Source organism: Rhodoferax koreense (genome assembly GCF_001955695.1).
Taxonomy (GTDB): Bacteria; Pseudomonadota; Gammaproteobacteria; order Burkholderiales; family Burkholderiaceae_C; genus Rhodoferax_B; species Rhodoferax_B koreensis.
Genome location: NZ_CP019236.1, coordinates 425569 through 441258, shown reverse-complemented (window position 1 = coordinate 441258; position 15690 = coordinate 425569). Strand labels below are relative to the sequence as shown.

General features: G+C 66.6%; 15 protein-coding genes and 1 riboswitch. Of the genes, 6 read left to right on the top strand and 9 right to left on the bottom strand.

All coding sequences use genetic code 11. The annotated features are described in order from the left end of the window. Positions 1-21: 21 nt before the first annotated feature. Both RD110_RS02090 and RD110_RS02085 read right to left on the bottom strand, forming a co-directional pair. Positions 22-1497 (bottom strand): aminotransferase class V-fold PLP-dependent enzyme, encoded by a 1476-nt coding sequence (locus tag RD110_RS02090; protein WP_076196231.1) that lies wholly within the window; start codon positions 1495-1497, stop codon positions 22-24. Between the two features lie 43 nt (positions 1498-1540). Then, positions 1541-2011: a Rid family detoxifying hydrolase gene (locus tag RD110_RS02085; protein ID WP_076196229.1), complete on the bottom strand. Its 471-nt coding sequence runs from the start codon at positions 2009-2011 to the stop codon at positions 1541-1543. A 338-nt stretch (positions 2012-2349) separates the two neighbouring features. Between RD110_RS02085 and RD110_RS02080 the strand changes: the two genes are divergently transcribed. The 3 genes from RD110_RS02080 to RD110_RS02070 all read left to right on the top strand — a co-directional run bounded on the left by RD110_RS02080 (position 2350) and on the right by RD110_RS02070 (position 6054). Continuing rightward, entirely contained in the window at positions 2350-3759 is a 1410-nt protein-coding gene (locus tag RD110_RS02080; RefSeq protein ID WP_076196228.1) for a cache domain-containing protein, read from the top strand. Then, complete coding sequence (locus tag RD110_RS02075) at positions 3756-4418, top strand: response regulator (protein WP_076196226.1); 663 nt, start codon at positions 3756-3758, stop codon at positions 4416-4418. Before RD110_RS02080 ends, RD110_RS02075 begins: the two co-directional genes overlap by 4 nt. A 130-nt stretch (positions 4419-4548) precedes the next feature. After that, positions 4549-4656, top strand: a riboswitch (glycine riboswitch). Positions 4657-4743: 87 nt separating this feature from the next. After that, positions 4744-6054 (top strand): D-amino acid dehydrogenase, encoded by a 1311-nt coding sequence (locus RD110_RS02070; RefSeq protein ID WP_076196224.1) that lies wholly within the window; start codon positions 4744-4746, stop codon positions 6052-6054. Between the two features lie 137 nt (positions 6055-6191). On the opposite strand, the gene RD110_RS02065 is transcribed toward RD110_RS02070, so the two are convergent. The 3 genes from RD110_RS02065 to RD110_RS02055 all read right to left on the bottom strand — a co-directional run bounded on the left by RD110_RS02065 (position 6192) and on the right by RD110_RS02055 (position 9219). Next, positions 6192-7454 (bottom strand): FIST signal transduction protein, encoded by a 1263-nt coding sequence (locus RD110_RS02065; RefSeq protein WP_076196222.1) that lies wholly within the window; start codon positions 7452-7454, stop codon positions 6192-6194. 36 nt (positions 7455-7490) lie between these two features. Then, positions 7491-8210 carry a PhaM family polyhydroxyalkanoate granule multifunctional regulatory protein gene (locus tag RD110_RS02060; protein WP_076196220.1) on the bottom strand — a complete coding sequence of 240 codons (720 nt, stop codon included), beginning with the start codon at positions 8208-8210 and terminating at the stop codon, positions 7491-7493. 85 nt (positions 8211-8295) lie between these two features. After that, entirely contained in the window at positions 8296-9219 is a 924-nt protein-coding gene (locus tag RD110_RS02055) for a YcjF family protein (RefSeq protein WP_076196218.1), read from the bottom strand. Positions 9220-9330: 111 nt separating this feature from the next. Here RD110_RS02055 and RD110_RS02050 point away from each other — a divergent pair, with 111 nt between their 5' ends. The 3 genes from RD110_RS02050 to RD110_RS02040 are packed head-to-tail and all read left to right on the top strand — an operon-like array spanning position 9331 to position 11495. Next, entirely contained in the window at positions 9331-9744 is a 414-nt protein-coding gene (locus RD110_RS02050; protein WP_076196216.1) for a VOC family protein, read from the top strand. Between the two features lie 6 nt (positions 9745-9750). Next, positions 9751-10350, top strand: coding sequence for a MarC family protein (locus tag RD110_RS02045; protein ID WP_076196214.1), 600 nt, complete (start codon positions 9751-9753; stop codon positions 10348-10350). Continuing rightward, on the top strand, positions 10347-11495 hold the full coding sequence (locus tag RD110_RS02040) for a toxin-antitoxin system YwqK family antitoxin (RefSeq protein WP_076196212.1): 1149 nt from the start codon (positions 10347-10349) through the stop codon (positions 11493-11495). Before RD110_RS02045 ends, RD110_RS02040 begins: the two co-directional genes overlap by 4 nt. On the opposite strand, the gene RD110_RS02035 is transcribed toward RD110_RS02040, so the two are convergent. The 4 genes from RD110_RS02035 to RD110_RS02020 all read right to left on the bottom strand — a co-directional run bounded on the left by RD110_RS02035 (position 11496) and on the right by RD110_RS02020 (position 15594). Then, positions 11496-12428, bottom strand: coding sequence for an alpha/beta hydrolase (locus tag RD110_RS02035; RefSeq protein ID WP_394329434.1), 933 nt, complete (start codon positions 12426-12428; stop codon positions 11496-11498). It lies immediately after the preceding gene. An 8-nt stretch (positions 12429-12436) separates the two neighbouring features. Beyond that, positions 12437-13414 (bottom strand): Bug family tripartite tricarboxylate transporter substrate binding protein, encoded by a 978-nt coding sequence (locus tag RD110_RS02030; protein ID WP_076196208.1) that lies wholly within the window; start codon positions 13412-13414, stop codon positions 12437-12439. 48 nt (positions 13415-13462) lie between these two features. Then, entirely contained in the window at positions 13463-14461 is a 999-nt protein-coding gene (locus tag RD110_RS02025) for a TraB/GumN family protein (protein WP_076196206.1), read from the bottom strand. Positions 14462-14550: 89 nt separating this feature from the next. Then, positions 14551-15594, bottom strand: a complete 1044-nt coding sequence (locus RD110_RS02020) for a fumarylacetoacetate hydrolase family protein (protein ID WP_076196204.1) — start codon at positions 15592-15594, stop codon at positions 14551-14553. Between the last annotated feature and the right edge of the window lie 96 nt (positions 15595-15690).

The following is a 15690-nucleotide window of genomic DNA, read 5'->3' as shown; positions in this document are numbered from 1 at the left end:
ATGACGTTCGAGGAACCGGGCTCACATCTTGCGCGACAGGTCCCACATCGCGTTGACCAGCAGGTCGATGTCGTTGGCGTCGTGCCAGACATGGGTCGACACGCGCACGCCGTAGTGGTCGGACGGCGCGCCGATCACCGAGAAGTTGGCGTTGCGCACGACGAAGTGCTGCGGATAGTCGCTCAGCATGCGCGCCACGAAGGTGTTGGACTTGGTGGCGTCCATGACGTCGGTCTTGACCTGGAACGGGTTGAACGAGGTCAACGCGGACAACAGCTTCGGGTCGTCCTTGGGGGAGTACAGGCTGTCCACGCCCCAGCGCTCGACGATTTTTTCCTTCAGATAGGAAGCCATCGTGATGTCGTAGGTCTCGATCTTCTTGCGGCCGATCTTGTCCCATTGCGCGCAGGCCTCCACCAGGGCCAGGAACATCGGCGTGTGCACGCTGCCGCAGGAGGTCACGCTGGCCGCCACGTCGTAGGTGGCGGTGGCGCTGTTGGCGCGCTCCAGCGCCGGGTAGGTGCTGGTGTGGATCGGGTACCACTTGGGCAAGGGCAGCGGATTGGAGGCGCGGATCTTGTTGCGGATCACCAGGATGCCGGTGGAGCCCGGGCCGCATTGCCATTTGTGGCCCGCGCCGGACATGAAGTCCATGCCGAGCTCGCCGTAGTTGTAGGCCATCATGCCCGGCAGGTGGGCGCCGTCGACGATGCTGATCAGGCCGTGCGCCTTCACCACCGTCATCAGGTCGGCAATCGGCAGCATGGTGCCGGTCTTGTAGGTCGGTGACGACCACATCATGGCGCGCACGCGTTTGCCCTGCGCCTTGAGCTGCTTGATGCGGTCGTCGAACAGCGTGACATAGGTGGCGGCGGTCTGGTTGTTGCCCACCGGCATGGCGATGCGCGAGACCTCGATGCCGTAGCGGTCGGTGGCGATCTTCAGCGGCGTGTCGCCGCCGCCGTGTTCGTGGTTGGTGGTGACCACCACGTCGCCGCGCTGCCAGTCGAGTCCGAGGATCGCGTGGCACATGCCCGACGAGGTGTTGGCGGAGAAGGCGAGTTCGTCCGCGTCGACGCCGAAGCCCGGCGCCACCTGCTGCCGCTGGGCCAGCAGATTGGAGTAGCCGTTGCCGGAATCGGCGGCCTTCTTGCGGTTTTCCTCGGCGAACAGGTCGAGCACCACCTTCGGCATGGAGCCGGCCGTGCCGATGTTCATGTAGGTCTTCGAAGGATCAAGGATGAACATCTTCTGCACTTCGGTCCAGAAGGCTTCGTCCTGTACCAGTTGCGCCCGCAGCGTTTCTGCGGTGGTCTGCGCGTTGCTGTCGCCGCAGGCCGCAAGCATGGGCCCGAGGGCCATCGAGCCGGCACCGTAGCCCAGGATGCGCAGGAAGTCTCGCCGCTTGGCGGTCCAGCCGGTCGCGTCCAGGCCGCGGGCCTGGACAGGCGCCGAACTGCGAGCGTCCGCCCGGCTCATTTCTTGGATTTCGTTCATGGGATTGCCTCTTTGTGGGTTGATTCGGGGTGGCTCGGATGGATCAGCGGCGGCCGACGATGACGGCGATTTCGATCTTCACGTCGCGTGGCAGGCGCGCGACTTCGACTGTGGCGCGGGCCGGTGGATTGGTGCGGAAATACTCGCCGTAGACCTTGTTCATCGCGGCGAATTCGTTGAGGTCCTTCATGTAGACCGAAGACGACAAAACGTCCTCGTAGCCGAGCCCCTGCGACTTGAGCTTGGCGCCGATGAAGTCGAGCACGGCGCGGGTCTGTTCCTCGATGCTGGTACCGACGACCGCGTTGCCGGCTGCGTTCAACGGCAACACGCCGGAGAAATAAAGCGTGTTGCCGTGCGCCACCATCTGCGAATACGGCCCGATCGCCGGATAGATCTGCGTGGTGGACAACACTTCGCGCTTGGCTGGCACGGCGCAGCCGCCCAACAGTGCGGCGACGGCCAATGCCGCAATCAGGCTGCTCGTATTTCGATACTGTTTGCGTTGAACCATGGTATTTCCCTTTTCTAATAAACAGCAAAAACAAAACTGGAAATTCTTGAATTCAATTGAATATCCCAGTCTCGGCAAATACCTTCTTCCGGTTATTTACAGATATCGAAGCGGTTAATTTGCTTGATGAATTCTAGAATTCGCCCAGCGAAGCCACACCATCTCTTTCCCCTACGCACTACTACGCAAGCATTCAGAAATATCGGCGCTCCTGCCTCGAATTCGAATAGCACCCAAAAGGTGCATTTCATCCTTTGCCAATAGCGTTAACCCGATTGACGCCATTCGCCAGCAGAAGATAGTCAGGCCTCGTCCATTCACCATCCAACCCGTTTTTCATGCAACTACGGCTGAAACTGGCCCTTTTCACCACCGTGCCCATCCTTCTCGCACTGGGTTTGGTGGCGCTGACGGTGCAACACCAGACGCTCAAACTCGCGCACCAGGAACGCGAACTTGTCGAGTCCGCCTATCTGCACAGCAAGGAAACCGAACTCCGCCATTACGTGCAACTGGCCACCAGCGCCTTGCAGCAGATCGCCAGCAATGGCCAGCCGCTGGCCACGCAGCAGCGGCAGGCGCTGGCGGTGCTGACTTCGATGAAATTCGGCGGCGACGGTTACTTCTTCGTCTACGACAAGGACAACAACGTGCTGCTCGATGCGCGGCAGATGGGCCAGGCCGGCGTCGACCTGTGCGATCCGTCCAGCCCCGTCGGCGAGATCCCGGCCAAGCTGATCATTTCCACCGCGCGCAACGGCGGCGGCATGGTGCGTTACCACTGGCAGAAACCTTCTTCGCAGCAGACCGTGCCCAAGCTGGCCTATGTCACGCTGATGGACGGCTGGGACTGGGTGGTGGGCACCGGCATCTACCTCGACGACGTCGAGAACACACTGCGCCGCATCGACCAGCGCGCCCAGGAGAACATCCATGCCACACGGCTGCGCATCTATGCGATCGCCGCGGCCTGCATCGTGCTCATCGGCATCGCCGGCTTGGCACTGAACATCAGCGACCACCGCGTGCTCAGCGCCAAGCTGCGCCGCCTTGCGCAGCGCGTGGTGCGTTCGCAGGAAGACGAGCGGCTGCGGGTCTCGAGGGAGTTGCACGACGGCGTGGTGCAGGTCCTGGTGTCGTCCAAATTCCTGCTGGAGACGGCTCAGTTGCAATTGCAGACACCCGCCCATCCGGCCGCCGCGCCCGCCGAGGTGCTCGACACCGGCCTGGCCCGGCTCAACGAGGCGCTGGTGGAGATCCGCCGGGTGTCCCACGGCCTCCGGCCGGCCCTGCTCGACGACCTGGGCCTGGCGGCTGCCCTGGCCTTGTTGACGGAGCAGGCGCAGCAACACGGCGATTGCCGCCTGCGCTTCGTGTTGCGCGGCGACCCGCTGACGTTGCCCACCAGCCACAGCACCGCGCTGTTCCGCGTCGCACAGGAAGCGCTCACCAACGCGCAACGCCATGCGAAGGCCTCGCGGATCGACGTGGTGCTGAAGTTCAGCGGCAACCGGGTCAGCCTGTCGGTGCTGGACAACGGCAACGGCTTTGCGGTGCGCAAGGTGCAGGCCGACCGCAGGGACGGCATCGGGCTGCGCAACATGCGCGAACGCATCGAAGGCCTCGGCGGACGCTTCGGCATCACCTCCAGCCGCTTCGGCACGCGCATCCGCGCCGTGTTGCCCGACGAGGAGATACCGGGCAGCGGCTGGTCGCCGATGGCCCCAACTGGCGCCTTGCCCGCATGAGCGCACCGATCCGGGTACTGCTCGTGGACGACCACCCGCTCGTGCGCGATGGCGTGCGCATGCGCCTGCAGGCGACCGAGCACATCGGCGTGGCTGGCGAGGCGTCCGGCGTGGACGAAGCCCTGGCCCTGGCCGCCGCGCTGCAGCCCGACCTGGTGCTGACCGACATCCGCATGCCGGACGGCAGCGGCATCCACCTGGCAGCCTTGTTCCGCGAGCGCTTCCCGCAGATCCGGGTGCTGGTCCTGTCCATGCATTGCGATCCGGAATACGTGCGCCGCGCCATCGACCTCGGCGTGTGCGGCTACGTGCTGAAGGACGCACCGGCGCAACAACTCGTGCAGGCGATCACCGAAGTCCATGCGGGCAGACGCTTTTTCAGCCCCGCGCTGCATACGTTCCTCGACAACACCGAGCCACCGCAGCGATCGCCGCGGAGCCTGACCCAACGCGAGGCCGACGTGCTGGCGCTGCTGGCCGAAGGCCACTCCAACAAGGAAATCGCCGCCAGGCTGGGCGCGTCGATCCGCACCGTCGAGACGCATCGCCTGCACCTGCGCCGCAAACTGCACATCGAAGGCCGGGCCGCCCTCGTCAAGTACGCGGTGGACTACGCCGATCTGGCGCAGGAGCCTCGCCCGCAAGGCAACGCGGTTTGAAAAACGCAAGCCGCACACACGCCCGAAGACATCGCCTGTACAATTCGCGCCGCAGGAGAGCGAACGGCCACGCCGTTCCACCGAAGGCGCAAACTCCCATGAACGCTCAGGTCCCGTACTGCATCCACTGAAAAAGCCGTCTGAAGAGACACCATGCCAGCCATGGTGCACCGAAGGAGCAACCCGCTGGCGCGTGCCGGTGGCGAATCTCTCAGGTACCAAGGACAGGGGGAGCGGCAACTTGAGGCACAAGCCTGGGTTGCTACATTTTCCATAGCTACTCACGCACGACCCTCAAGCGCTAGACCGCTAAAAGGTTCTCATCATGCGCGTGACCGTACTCGGCGCCGGCTTGCTCGGCGTTTCCTCCGCTTATTACCTCAACCAGCTCGGCCACGACGTGACCGTGATCGACCGCCAGGCCACGCCCGCGGCCGAGACCAGCTTCGCCAACGGCGGGCAGATCTCGGTCAGCCATGCCGAGCCCTGGGCCAACCCGGGCGCACCACTGAAACTGTTGCAGTGGCTGGGCCGCGAAGACGCGCCGCTGCTGTTTCGCCTGCGCGCGGACATGCGGCAGTGGCTCTGGGGCCTGCAGTTCCTGCGCGAATGCACGCCGGCGCGCACGCGCCACAACATCGAGCAGATCGTGCGCCTGGGCACCTACAGCCGCGACACGCTGCAAGCGCTGCGCCGTGACATCGGTATAGCGTACGAGGAGCGCACCCAGGGCATCCTGCACTTCTACACCACGCAGAAGGAATTCGACGCGGCGCAGGCCCCTGCCGAGCAGATGCGCGCGCTCGGCTGCGACCGCCAGGTGATCTCGGCCGATGAAGCCGTGCGCCTGGAGCCCGCGCTGCGCCACATCCGCCCGCAACTGGCCGGCGCCACCTACACGCAGGAAGACGAATCGGGCGACGCCAACAAGTTCGCGCGGGCGCTGGCCCAACAATGCGAGGCCAACGGCGTGAAGTTTCTGATGAGCCACAACATCACCGCGCTGCGCGAGTTGGGTGGCCGCATCGACCATGTGGAAGCGACCGACTTTGAGGGCCGTTTCCAGCGCATCCGCGGCGACGCCGTGGTGCTGGCCATGGGCAGCCTGAGCCCGCTGCTGGCCCAGCCGCTGGGCATCCGCCTGCCCATCTACCCGGCCAAGGGTTATTCGGTGACGATGCCGGTGAAGGATGCCTCGATGGCGCACCAGGTCAGCCTGACGGACGACGAATTCAAACTCGTTTTCTCGCGCTACACCTCGGACGGCAGCGACCGCCTGCGCATCGCCGGTACGGCCGAATTCAATGGCTACGACCGCGACCTGAACGCCGTGCGCTGCGAAGCCATCGTGCGCCGCGTGGAGCAACTGTTTCCCGGCGCGGGCGATGCGAGCCAGGCCCAGTTCTGGACCGGCCTGCGCCCGGCCACGCCGAGCAACGTGCCGCTGATCGGCAAGACCAAGCTGCCCAACCTGTTCCTCAACACCGGCCACGGCACGCTGGGCTGGACGCATGCCTGCGGCTCCGGCAAGTCGGTGGCGCGCATCGTGAGCGGATTGGCGCCGGAGGTGGACTTCGCGTTCACGGGGATGACGGGCACACCCATCGCAGGTGTGATCGCGCCCGCGACACGCTAAGCTATTAAGCCTTTGAGCCGTTCGCCCTGAGCTTGTCGAAGGGCAGCCGATCATCCTGAGCCTGTCGAAGGGCCTGCGCTTGTCGAAGCGCTGGTCCCCGGGCTTCGACAGGCCCGGCACGAACGGGGGTGGTTGCCTTATGCGGTGAACACGGTCAGGACACCCGTGTAGCCATACAAATGCTGGCGCGCAATCTCGCCGCCTGCAAAGAACCCCACCAGCGGCACGTCGCCCAAGGCCCGCCGCACGATCTGCATCTCGGCACTCGGCCCGCCGAAGTGGGGGCCGCCTCTGCCCGCGCAACTCACATAGACCGCACCGGCCATGCGCCGGGCCGGGTGCGGCGCGGATTGGGCCTCGGGCGCGGCCAGCGCGGTGGCGGCTTCGATCGGCATTTCCTCGGGTTCGAGCTCTTCGCGGATCTCGGCGCAGATGCGCACCAGGTCGGCCCGCGCCGCGGCCATGTTGCGCTGGCAGAACGCCATGCGGGTGCCCACGGTGGCGACCTCGGCCAGGGCCACGCCCTGGCGCCCCGGGTCGAGGCCGATGATGTGGCGCACCACCACGTCGCTGCCGAAGCTGCCCGCACGGGCCACGGCATCGCTGCCCGGTGACCCAGGGGCCGGCATCAGGCCGACCAGCGTGGCACGCACCTTGGCCAACGCGTCGCGCGGCTGCTCGAGCGTGGCACCGAGGTCGCGCATCAGCACCGCCAGCGCGGGCTCGTCGTCCAGCGTCGTGACCACGTTGCCTTCGGCCCCGGTGATGGTGCGCACCGGCGCGATCGGCTGGCAGCCCTGCGTCACGCGCGACACCAGCTTCACGCCCTCGGCAAAAGCCACGCCGCTCAACCCGCCACTGAATACGCCCCCCGCCGCGCCGTGCCCCTTGATGTTGCCGTTGCCGCCGACGGCGAACTGCACGGCCTTGGACCGGCCCGAGGCCAGCCCGCCGAACAGGTACCCCGTGTCGGTACGCGCGGCCATCTCGGCGATCAGGTCGACCACGTCGGGCGTGCCTGCATCGGCGTGCACCAGCGCGGTATGGGCCTCGAAGCCGATGCCCAGCGGTGCCACGCCGGAAAACACGCGGTACTGGTCGCTCGGGATGCCGCAGAGCATCACCGCCATCGCCGGTTCATCGAAATATTCGGCGTTGTTGGTGGCGATGCCGACACCCACCGTACCCGACCAGTCGGTGACCTCGGGCAACTCGGCGCCCAGGTGGTCGAGGATCTCCTGCGCCTCGGTGGCGTAGTGGTCGGTGATGTAGAGCAGGCCCAGCGTCGGCGCGCTGGCGTAGTCGGGCAAGGCCATGTGGGCGCGCAGTTGCGCCAGCACGAGGCCGGCGGCCATGCGCCACTGCGGATGCGTCGCGTGGCCATAGGGGAACAATTTCATTGCGGCTCCGCGGGTGCTCAGGGTTGGTTTGAAAATCTAACGCGTTCGCTTCTTCGCGGCGGCGCTGGTCTTGCTCGCGGCCTTGCGGGCCGGGGCCTTCTTGGCAGCGGCCTTGGCGGCCGGCTTGGCCACCGCGGCAGTCAGCGGCTTGGTCGCCACCTTGGCGAATTCCTCGGCGCTCTTGAAGGCTTCCTTGGCGAAATTGGCAGCCGTGCTGCCGTCCACCGCGGTCTTGGCGGTGGCGTCCTTGATGGCGCTGGCGGCGATCTGCTGGAACTGGTGGGTCAGCGAATTCCACCATTGCAGCGGATCGACCACGCCGGGTGCCACGCCTGCGGCATTCGCGGGCGGATCCTCCGCCTTGGCGTCGTCGTCGGTGGCGGCAGCGGTCTCCTGCACCGGAGCCGCGGGCGCCGGCGAGGGTTCGGCCGCCGGCGCCGGCGTCTTGATCTTGAAGGCATCGGCCAGGTCGCCCATGCTGAAGTTCATGCCGCGCAGGGTGGCCAGCGTCATCTTCTGGACCTCCAGCGCCTGGATCGTGGCCTTGAGCGCGGTGGCATTCTGGTCGAGCCAGAATTGCACGGCCTTGAGCTCGTCGATGCGCTTGTCCAGCTCTTCCACATTGATGGTGGGCGCGACCCAGTTGCCGAGCTTGGGCATCTGCGGCATCTTCTGCGAGGCGCCCTTGGCGAGGTTCTGCAGGAAATCGAAACCGGGCACGAACTTGCTGAAGTCGAAATTGGGTGCGTCGCTCATCGGGTTGTCTCCAAGGTGGAATGGGGCTGGGCTTTTTTGTGTGCAACAGCTTACTCCAATGCGGCCTCGGCGGCGATGTGCGGGCTCAGCCGCCGCGCACCATGGCCAGCAGCTTGCCCGCGTCCAGCGTGCGCGCCTTTTCCTGCATCGCGGGCAGGTAACGCGTGTGCAGGCCCTGCGCTTCCTGCGTGACCCGGTCATAGGCCTGCTTCAGCATCTGCGTGGACAGCGTCCGCCCGCCAGCGTAGTACTGCCTGGCCACGTGTCCGAGTGCATAGGTGGACGCGAAACTCATGCCGGTGCTCACCGCCTGTTGCCCGACGCCGCGCAGCAGCCCGCCGCCGACACGCCCCAGCAAGCCGCCGAGCAGCTTGCGGCCGGCCTGCTCCAGGTACTGCGAGGTCAGGCCCACGCCCACGGTGGCGAGGAAATCCTTTACATGACCGCGATCGAGCTCGAAACCATGCGCCCGGCCGATACCGTAGACCAGCTTCATCTGCAGCGGGATGATGGCCATGGTGGACAGCGATTCGGGCAGCAGCTCGAGTGCGCCATTCAGGATGGCGGCATGCAGGATGGTCTTGTCGAGTTCGGCGTCGTTCACCGCGGCAGGCGCGGCGGCGGCCGTGGCCAGCGGCGCCGCGGCCAGGGCTTCGGCCTGCTGCGTGAACTGGTCGGCCGCGGCGCCCAGGCCCAGCGCGGTCTTGAGGTCGGCGAGGAACCGCTGCTCGGCTGCGGAATGCGCGCCGTCGGCGTCACACACGCAAACCGCCATTTCGTAGGCGAGTTGTTTCGCGTCCACGCTGGTCAACGCGCCCGCCGCCGAGGCCACATCGACACGTTTCATCAACACGTCCTGGTACAGCGCGGGCAGGCTCACCCCGTCGGCCTGAGACAGGCCCTCGGCGATGCGTTTGATCTCGGCGCGTTCGCGCTCGTGTTTTTCGCCGTCGGCGAAAGCGGCCAGCAGGCTCAGCGTGACGATGGCGCGGGTTTCGGTGGGGGTCATGGTCGGGGGCTCCTTGGCGGTTCGGCGATTCCGGCGTCCAGCATGCCGCAGCGCCCTTTGGGCGGGTGCCGTGCGGGGGCTTTCAGGGCCGCGCGCGCGATAATCACGGCCATGCAAAGCATCTTCCACCTCGCCTTCCACGTCCGCGATCTCGACGCCGCCCGCCGGTTCTACGGCGCCGTGCTCGGCTGCACCGAAGGCCGCAGCACCGAGACCTGGGTCGATTTCGACTTCTTCGGCCACCAGATCTCACTGCACCTGGGCGAGCCTTTCGCCACCACGCGCACCGGCCGCGTGGGCGAACACATGGTGCCGATGCCGCATTTCGGCATCATCCTGGCGCTGCCTGACTGGAAGGCCATGGCCGCGCGGCTGCAGGCGGCCGGCACGGCCTTCGAATTCCCGCCGCAGGTGCGCTTCGAAGGCGAACCCGGCGAGCAGTGGACCATGTTCTTCTGCGACCCGTTCGGCAATCCGATCGAGGTCAAGGGCTTCAGGTCGCTCGAAGCGGTCTACGCCAAGTAGCCGGCAATGGGCTACACCTTCGCGTCGGCGACGATCCTTTTATTGCTGATCACCGACCCGCTCGGTGGCATCCCCATCTTCGCCAATGCACTGCGCAACGTGGCGCCGGAGCGTCGGCCCTACGTGATCGTCCGCGAAGTGCTGATCGCCTTCGCGCTGCTGCTGGCCTTCATGTTCATGGGCGACGCGTTCCTGCGCGTGATGGGCCTGAGCCAGCTGTCGCTGCAACTCGCCGGCGGCGTGGTGCTGTTCCTGATCGCGCTGCGCATGATCTTCCCGGCGCCCGAACACGCCGAGGCCGCGGTGCAGGGCGAGCCGCTGATCGTGCCGCTGGCGATCCCGATGCTGGCCGGCCCGTCGGCGCTGGCCACGGTGCTGCTGCTGGTGTCGCAGGCGCCGGAGCGCCGCGTGGAGTGGATTGCCGCGTTGATCGTCACCATGACGGTCTGCGCCATCGTGCTGCTGCTGGCCGACCGCATCCAGCGCGTGATCGGCGAGCGCGTGGTGACGGCGTTCGAACGGCTGATGGGCCTGGTGCTGGTCGCCGTCTCGGTGGAGATGATGATCCGCGGCATCAAGCAGCTGACGTTGGAGCTGGCCGGATGAAACGTTGCCTCCCGATGGCCGCCGCCCTGCTCTTCGCAGGCTCCGCCCATGCCATCCAGGACTGCACGCTCAATGGTGAATCCGTCAACCCCGCCAACGGCAACACCACCGCGGGCAAGACCGGCCTGATGCGCTGCAAGGACCGCGACAGCGGCCAGCTCATGCGCGAGCAGGAACTACAGAACGGCCGCTTCATCGGCATCGAGCGCTTCTTCCAGAACGGCAAGCTGCTGCGCGAACGCAGCGTCAACGAACGCGGCAACAGCCAGGGCCTGGCCCGCGAATTCGCACCCGACGGCCAGGTGCTGCGCGAAGCCACGTACGACAACGGCAGCGAGGTCGGCCTCGTGCGGCGCAACCACGCGGGCGGCGCGTTGCAGCGTGCGACGTTCTACGGCGGCGCCAACAAGAGTGAACTGGCCTACGCCGAATTCACGCCACGCGGCCAGTTGCGCGGCCTGCGTTGTGGCGATCAACCGCTGCTCGCACCGCTAGTCGACGATGCCAAGCTATGCGGCTTCGGCGCCAGCGCCGCGCCGGTGGAATTGTTCAACGACGCCGGCGTGTTGCAGGCGCGCGTGTTTTATCAAGCCGGCCAGCGGCAGAAGCTGGAAGATCTGTACGCGAGCGGCCAGCCGGCGCGCGTGGACGAGGTGAAAAGCGGCACACGCACCGAGCGGCGCTTCGCCGAAGACGGAGTGCTGCGGCGCGAAACCGTTTGGCAGCTCGAGGACAAATCCGCATCCAAACTATCCGAGAAGGAATTTTCGGAACGCGGCGGCCTCACGCGCGAACAGCGCTGGGCGGACGGCAGACTGGCCAGCGACGTCCGCTACTACCTCAATGGCCAGCCGCGCAGCCGCGCCGTCCATGGCCGCGACGGCGAAACCGAGGTGATCGACGAAACCGATTTCCACGACAACGGCCAACCCGCGCGCACCGGCCGGTATGCTTTGCTGGGCCGCTACGAACGGCGCGCCGTGGGCCGACACCAGGCTTTCGACGCAGACGGCAAACTGGTCGGCGAGTCGCTGTACGATACCCGTGGCCGCATCAGCCGCGAACGGGTGTGGGACGCGGGCGGCCAGTTGCTGCGCGACGACGAAGTCTTCGAAGACGGCTCGCGCAAGGCCTTTGCCAAATAGCTAGCGCCACCAGCGGTGCTGGCCAGCCCAGGTGGCGAACAAGCCCGGCCACGCCGCCACCTCGCTGCCTGGCGGGCCCATGCCCCAACCGTGCTGGCCGGTGGTGAAAAGATGCAGCGCCGCCGCCACCTTGGCCTGGCGCAGCGCGGCGAACATGCGCAGGCTGTTGTCCACGGGCGAGACGGTGTCGTCCACCGCCTGCGCCAGGAACATGGGCGGCGCGGCGGGCGTCACCAGCATTTCCACCGACAGTGCCTCGCCGGCCGCCGCCGATCGACGTGCGCCGAGCAACTCGCGCCGCGCATGCGTGTGGTCGAACGGCGGCAACATCGTGAGCACCGGGTAGATCAGCGCCGCGCAGTCGGGCCGGGCCGAGACGGCATCCGCGGCATCGACGGGCGCATAGCGTGGCGCATCGGGCGCCACCGCCGTCATGCCGGCCAGGTGCGCGCCGGCCGAAAATCCGAGCACACCGATACGCGCCGCGTCGATGCCGAACGACTGGGCGCCCGCACGGATCAGTCGCATCGCACGCTGGCCATCCTGCAACGGCACCAGCGGCTGCGCCCAGCCTTCGCGGGGCAATCGATAGACCAGTTCGAACGCCGTCACGCCCTGCGCCTGCAGCCAGCGCGCCGCGGGCGTGCTTTCATGGCCGCATTCGATGTGCGCGTAGCCGCCCCCGGCGATCACCAGCATGGCGCAGCCGTTGGACTGCGCCGGGAGGTACACCCGCAGGCGCGGCTCGACCACCCGTGTCACCGAACCCTTTGCGCTGGTGGCTTCGGGCCCGCTCGGCCCGGGCCCGTCGGGCGGCGTGCCGGGCCAGAGCGGGATGGTTTCCAACATTTGCGCATCCTGCGCCCACACGGGCAGGCCCTTCGCCACGGCCAGACCGGCGAAGGTTTTCAGCACCAGACGGCGCCCCGCCACGGCGGCACTCAATCCAGCTTGATGCCCGTCGCCTTGATGATCGGCCCCCAGCGCAAGGCCTCGCTGCGCGCGAACTGGCGGAACTGCTCAGGCGTGCCCGGCAAGGCCTCCATGCCGAAATCGGCCATGCGTTTTTGCACCGCGGCGCTGGCCAGCGCCTTGTTCAGGTCGCCATTGAGCCGGCTCACGACCGGCGCGGGCAGTCCCGCCGGGCCGAGGATGCCCTGGAACGCGAACACCTCTGAATTGGCCACGCCGGCCTCGGCCAGCGTCGGCACGCCAGGCAACTGGCTGGCGCGCTGGGCCGAGCCGATGGCCAGCGCACGCACCTTGCCGCTCTGGATCACCGGCAGGCCGGCGGCCAGATCGAGGAACATGCACGGCACCTGGCCGCCCATCACGTCCTGCATGGCCGGCGCCGCGCCGCGGTAGGGAATGTGGGTGATGAAGGTGCCGGTGCGCGCCTTGAACATCTCCATGGCCAGGTGGTGCGGCGAGCCGTTGCCGGGCGACGCGTAGTTCAGCTTGCCCGGATTCGCCTTGGCATAGGCGATGAAGTCCTTCAGCGTCTGCGCCTCGAAACCCGGGTTCACCACCAGCGCCAGTGGGAACCGGCTGATGCCGCCGATGTAGCTGAAGTCCTTCTCGGGGCTGAACGCGAGCTTGCCGAACAGGTGTTCGTTGAAGGCCAGCAGGGCGTTGTCGGCCGACATGATGGTGTAGCCGTCCGGCCTGGCGGTCGCCACGATCTGCGCGCCGATGTTGGTCGAGGCGCCAGGCCGGTTGTCGATCACCACCTGCTGCCCGAGCGTGGCCCGCATCGCCTCGGCCACGGTCCGCGCCAGCACGTCGGTGCCGCCGCCCGCGGGGTAGGGCACGATCCAGCGGACGACCTGGTTCGGATAGTCGGCCTGCGCGCGGGCGAAGGGGGCAATGCTGCTGCCGGCGAGTGCGGCGAGGGAGGTCAAGAGGGTTCTGCGTTGCATGGTTTTGTCTCCTTGGTTCTTACTACTTACTTGATAGCTACCAACGCCCTACGGTCTTGCGTCGGAGGCCGATTGACCACCCATTCTCGGTGAAGCGAAAAACACGCGCTCCACGTTGAATCCCAACGCGGCCAGCAACATGGGCAAGCCCTGCGGCCCCACCATATGCAGTGCGCCGACGGCGGCAAACACCGAATGGCCGGACTGATGGATGTCCGCCACATGGCGGGCCAGCGAAGGGTTGCGACCGATGACCAAAGCATCGTAGGACTTGCGGCGTTCCGGGGTGTCGAGACATTCGCACCAGTCGGCATAGTTCTCCAGGTCCGCCAGTCGGCCTTCATCCCACGCCCCCGCCAGGCGGTCCAGCTGCGGGCCGGCGTTTTTGCTTTCGAGCGACTGCAGCACATCTTCCACCGTCTGCGCGACTTCCGCGGGGTCGTCGGACAGAAGCAGCGACATCTGCTGTGCAGGGGTTTCCAGCGACACCACCGCCTTTTTCAATCCGCGCGCGTAGCCGGCGAGGAACACGTCGATGCCGTAGGCTGGGTCCAGTCCCCGAGCGCGACCCGACAGCACGGCCAGGGTCATCACCTGCATCTCGGGGCGCATCCGCCCGAGTCCCTCACCCAGGCAGGCCGCAGCGGCCTGCGCCTGCACGCGTCGCGCCAGACCGGCCGGCAGGGGCGGGGCGTCCGCACGGGCCGTGATCGCCGTGCTCAATTCGGCGGCGATGGCCGGGTCCAAAACGTCGAGTTCGAGTGCGACGCTGTCGGCGTCATGCAGTGCCCGCCGCGTTGCCGGCCCCGGGTACATCCAGTTGCGCTTGGCAACATGGATGGTGCCGTACAGCCAACTCGTGCGGCCGTCTTTCTCTAGGCGCCACAAAAAGCCACGATCCCGTGCCGTGCGCATGCCCGCTGTGGCTTCGGCCTGAGCCACCGGCTGCGGGGCAGAGGGACAGGTCGGTACAGAGTCTGCGGCGTGCACCGCATGGAGCCCCAAGACGCCGATGGCGGCAAGAAGGACTTGCCGGACGATGCGCATGTCAGCGGCGCCCGGCCGCCCGTCGGCATTGACGCGCCCCCTTGGGGGGCAGCGATACGCGAAGCGATGAGCGTGGGGGTTGGTTCATCCTAAGCCTCGGAAGCCGCCCGATCAGCCACCGAAGAGACGATTTCCTGCTCGATCGCCCCGAACACGCTGTTCCCGTCCAGCCCCTTCATCTCGATCTTGATGGTGTCGCCGAACTTCATGAATTCCGTGCTCGGCTGGCCGTCCTGGATGGTTTCGATGCAGCGTTTCTCGGCAATGCAGCTGTAGCCGTTGGGCCACTGCATCTTGCCCTTGGCCTCCACGCCCTTGTTGCTGACCGTGCCCGAGCCGATGACACTGCCGGCGCGCACGTTGCGCGTCTTGCAGATGTGGGCGATGAGCTGGCCGAAATGGAAGGTCATCTCGGGGCCGGCCTCGCACTGGCCGACCTTGCGGCCGTTCCACGTGCTTTGCAGCGTGAGGTGCAGGCGGCCCGCCTGCCAAGCGTTTTCGTTCTGGAACGTGAATTCGTCGAGCGTCACCGCGACCGGGCTGAAGGCCGTGGCCGGTTTGCTCTGGAAGAAGCCGAAGCCCTTGGCCAACTCGGCCGGAATCAGGTTGCGCAGGCTCACGTCGTTGGCCAGCATCACCAGCCGGATGCCGTCCAGCGCCTGCTCGGGCGTGGCGCCCATGGGCACGTCGCCGGTGATCACGGCGACTTCGGCCTCGAAGTCGATGCCCATGGCCTCGGACGGCACGCGCACCTCGTCGCACGGCCCGAGGAAGTCGTCGCTGCCGCCCTGGTACATCAGCGGGTCGGTGTAGAAGCTTTCCGGCACTTCGGCGTTGCGCGCCTTGCGCACCAGTTCCACATGGTTGATGTAGGCCGAGCCATCGGCCCACTGGTAGGCGCGCGGCAGCGGCGCCATGCATTGTTTCGGGTCGAACGGGAACGCGTGGCGTGCGCGGCCGTGGTTCAGCGCGTCGTACAGGTCCTGCAACTGCGGGCTGATGAAGCCCCAGTCGTCGAGCGCCTGCTGCAGCCGGCTGGTGATGCCGGTCGCATAATGGGCCATGCCCAGGTCTTTGGAGACGACGACCAGCTGGCCGTCGCGGGAACCATCTTTGTAGGTGGCGAGTTTCATGGTTTTCGTTGTCTTTCGGGCACGTGGCGAATACGGCGGATCTTCCGATTGTGAGCGGGCTGATGGAAGCGCGCGGCATCGACCGGATTATGGGTA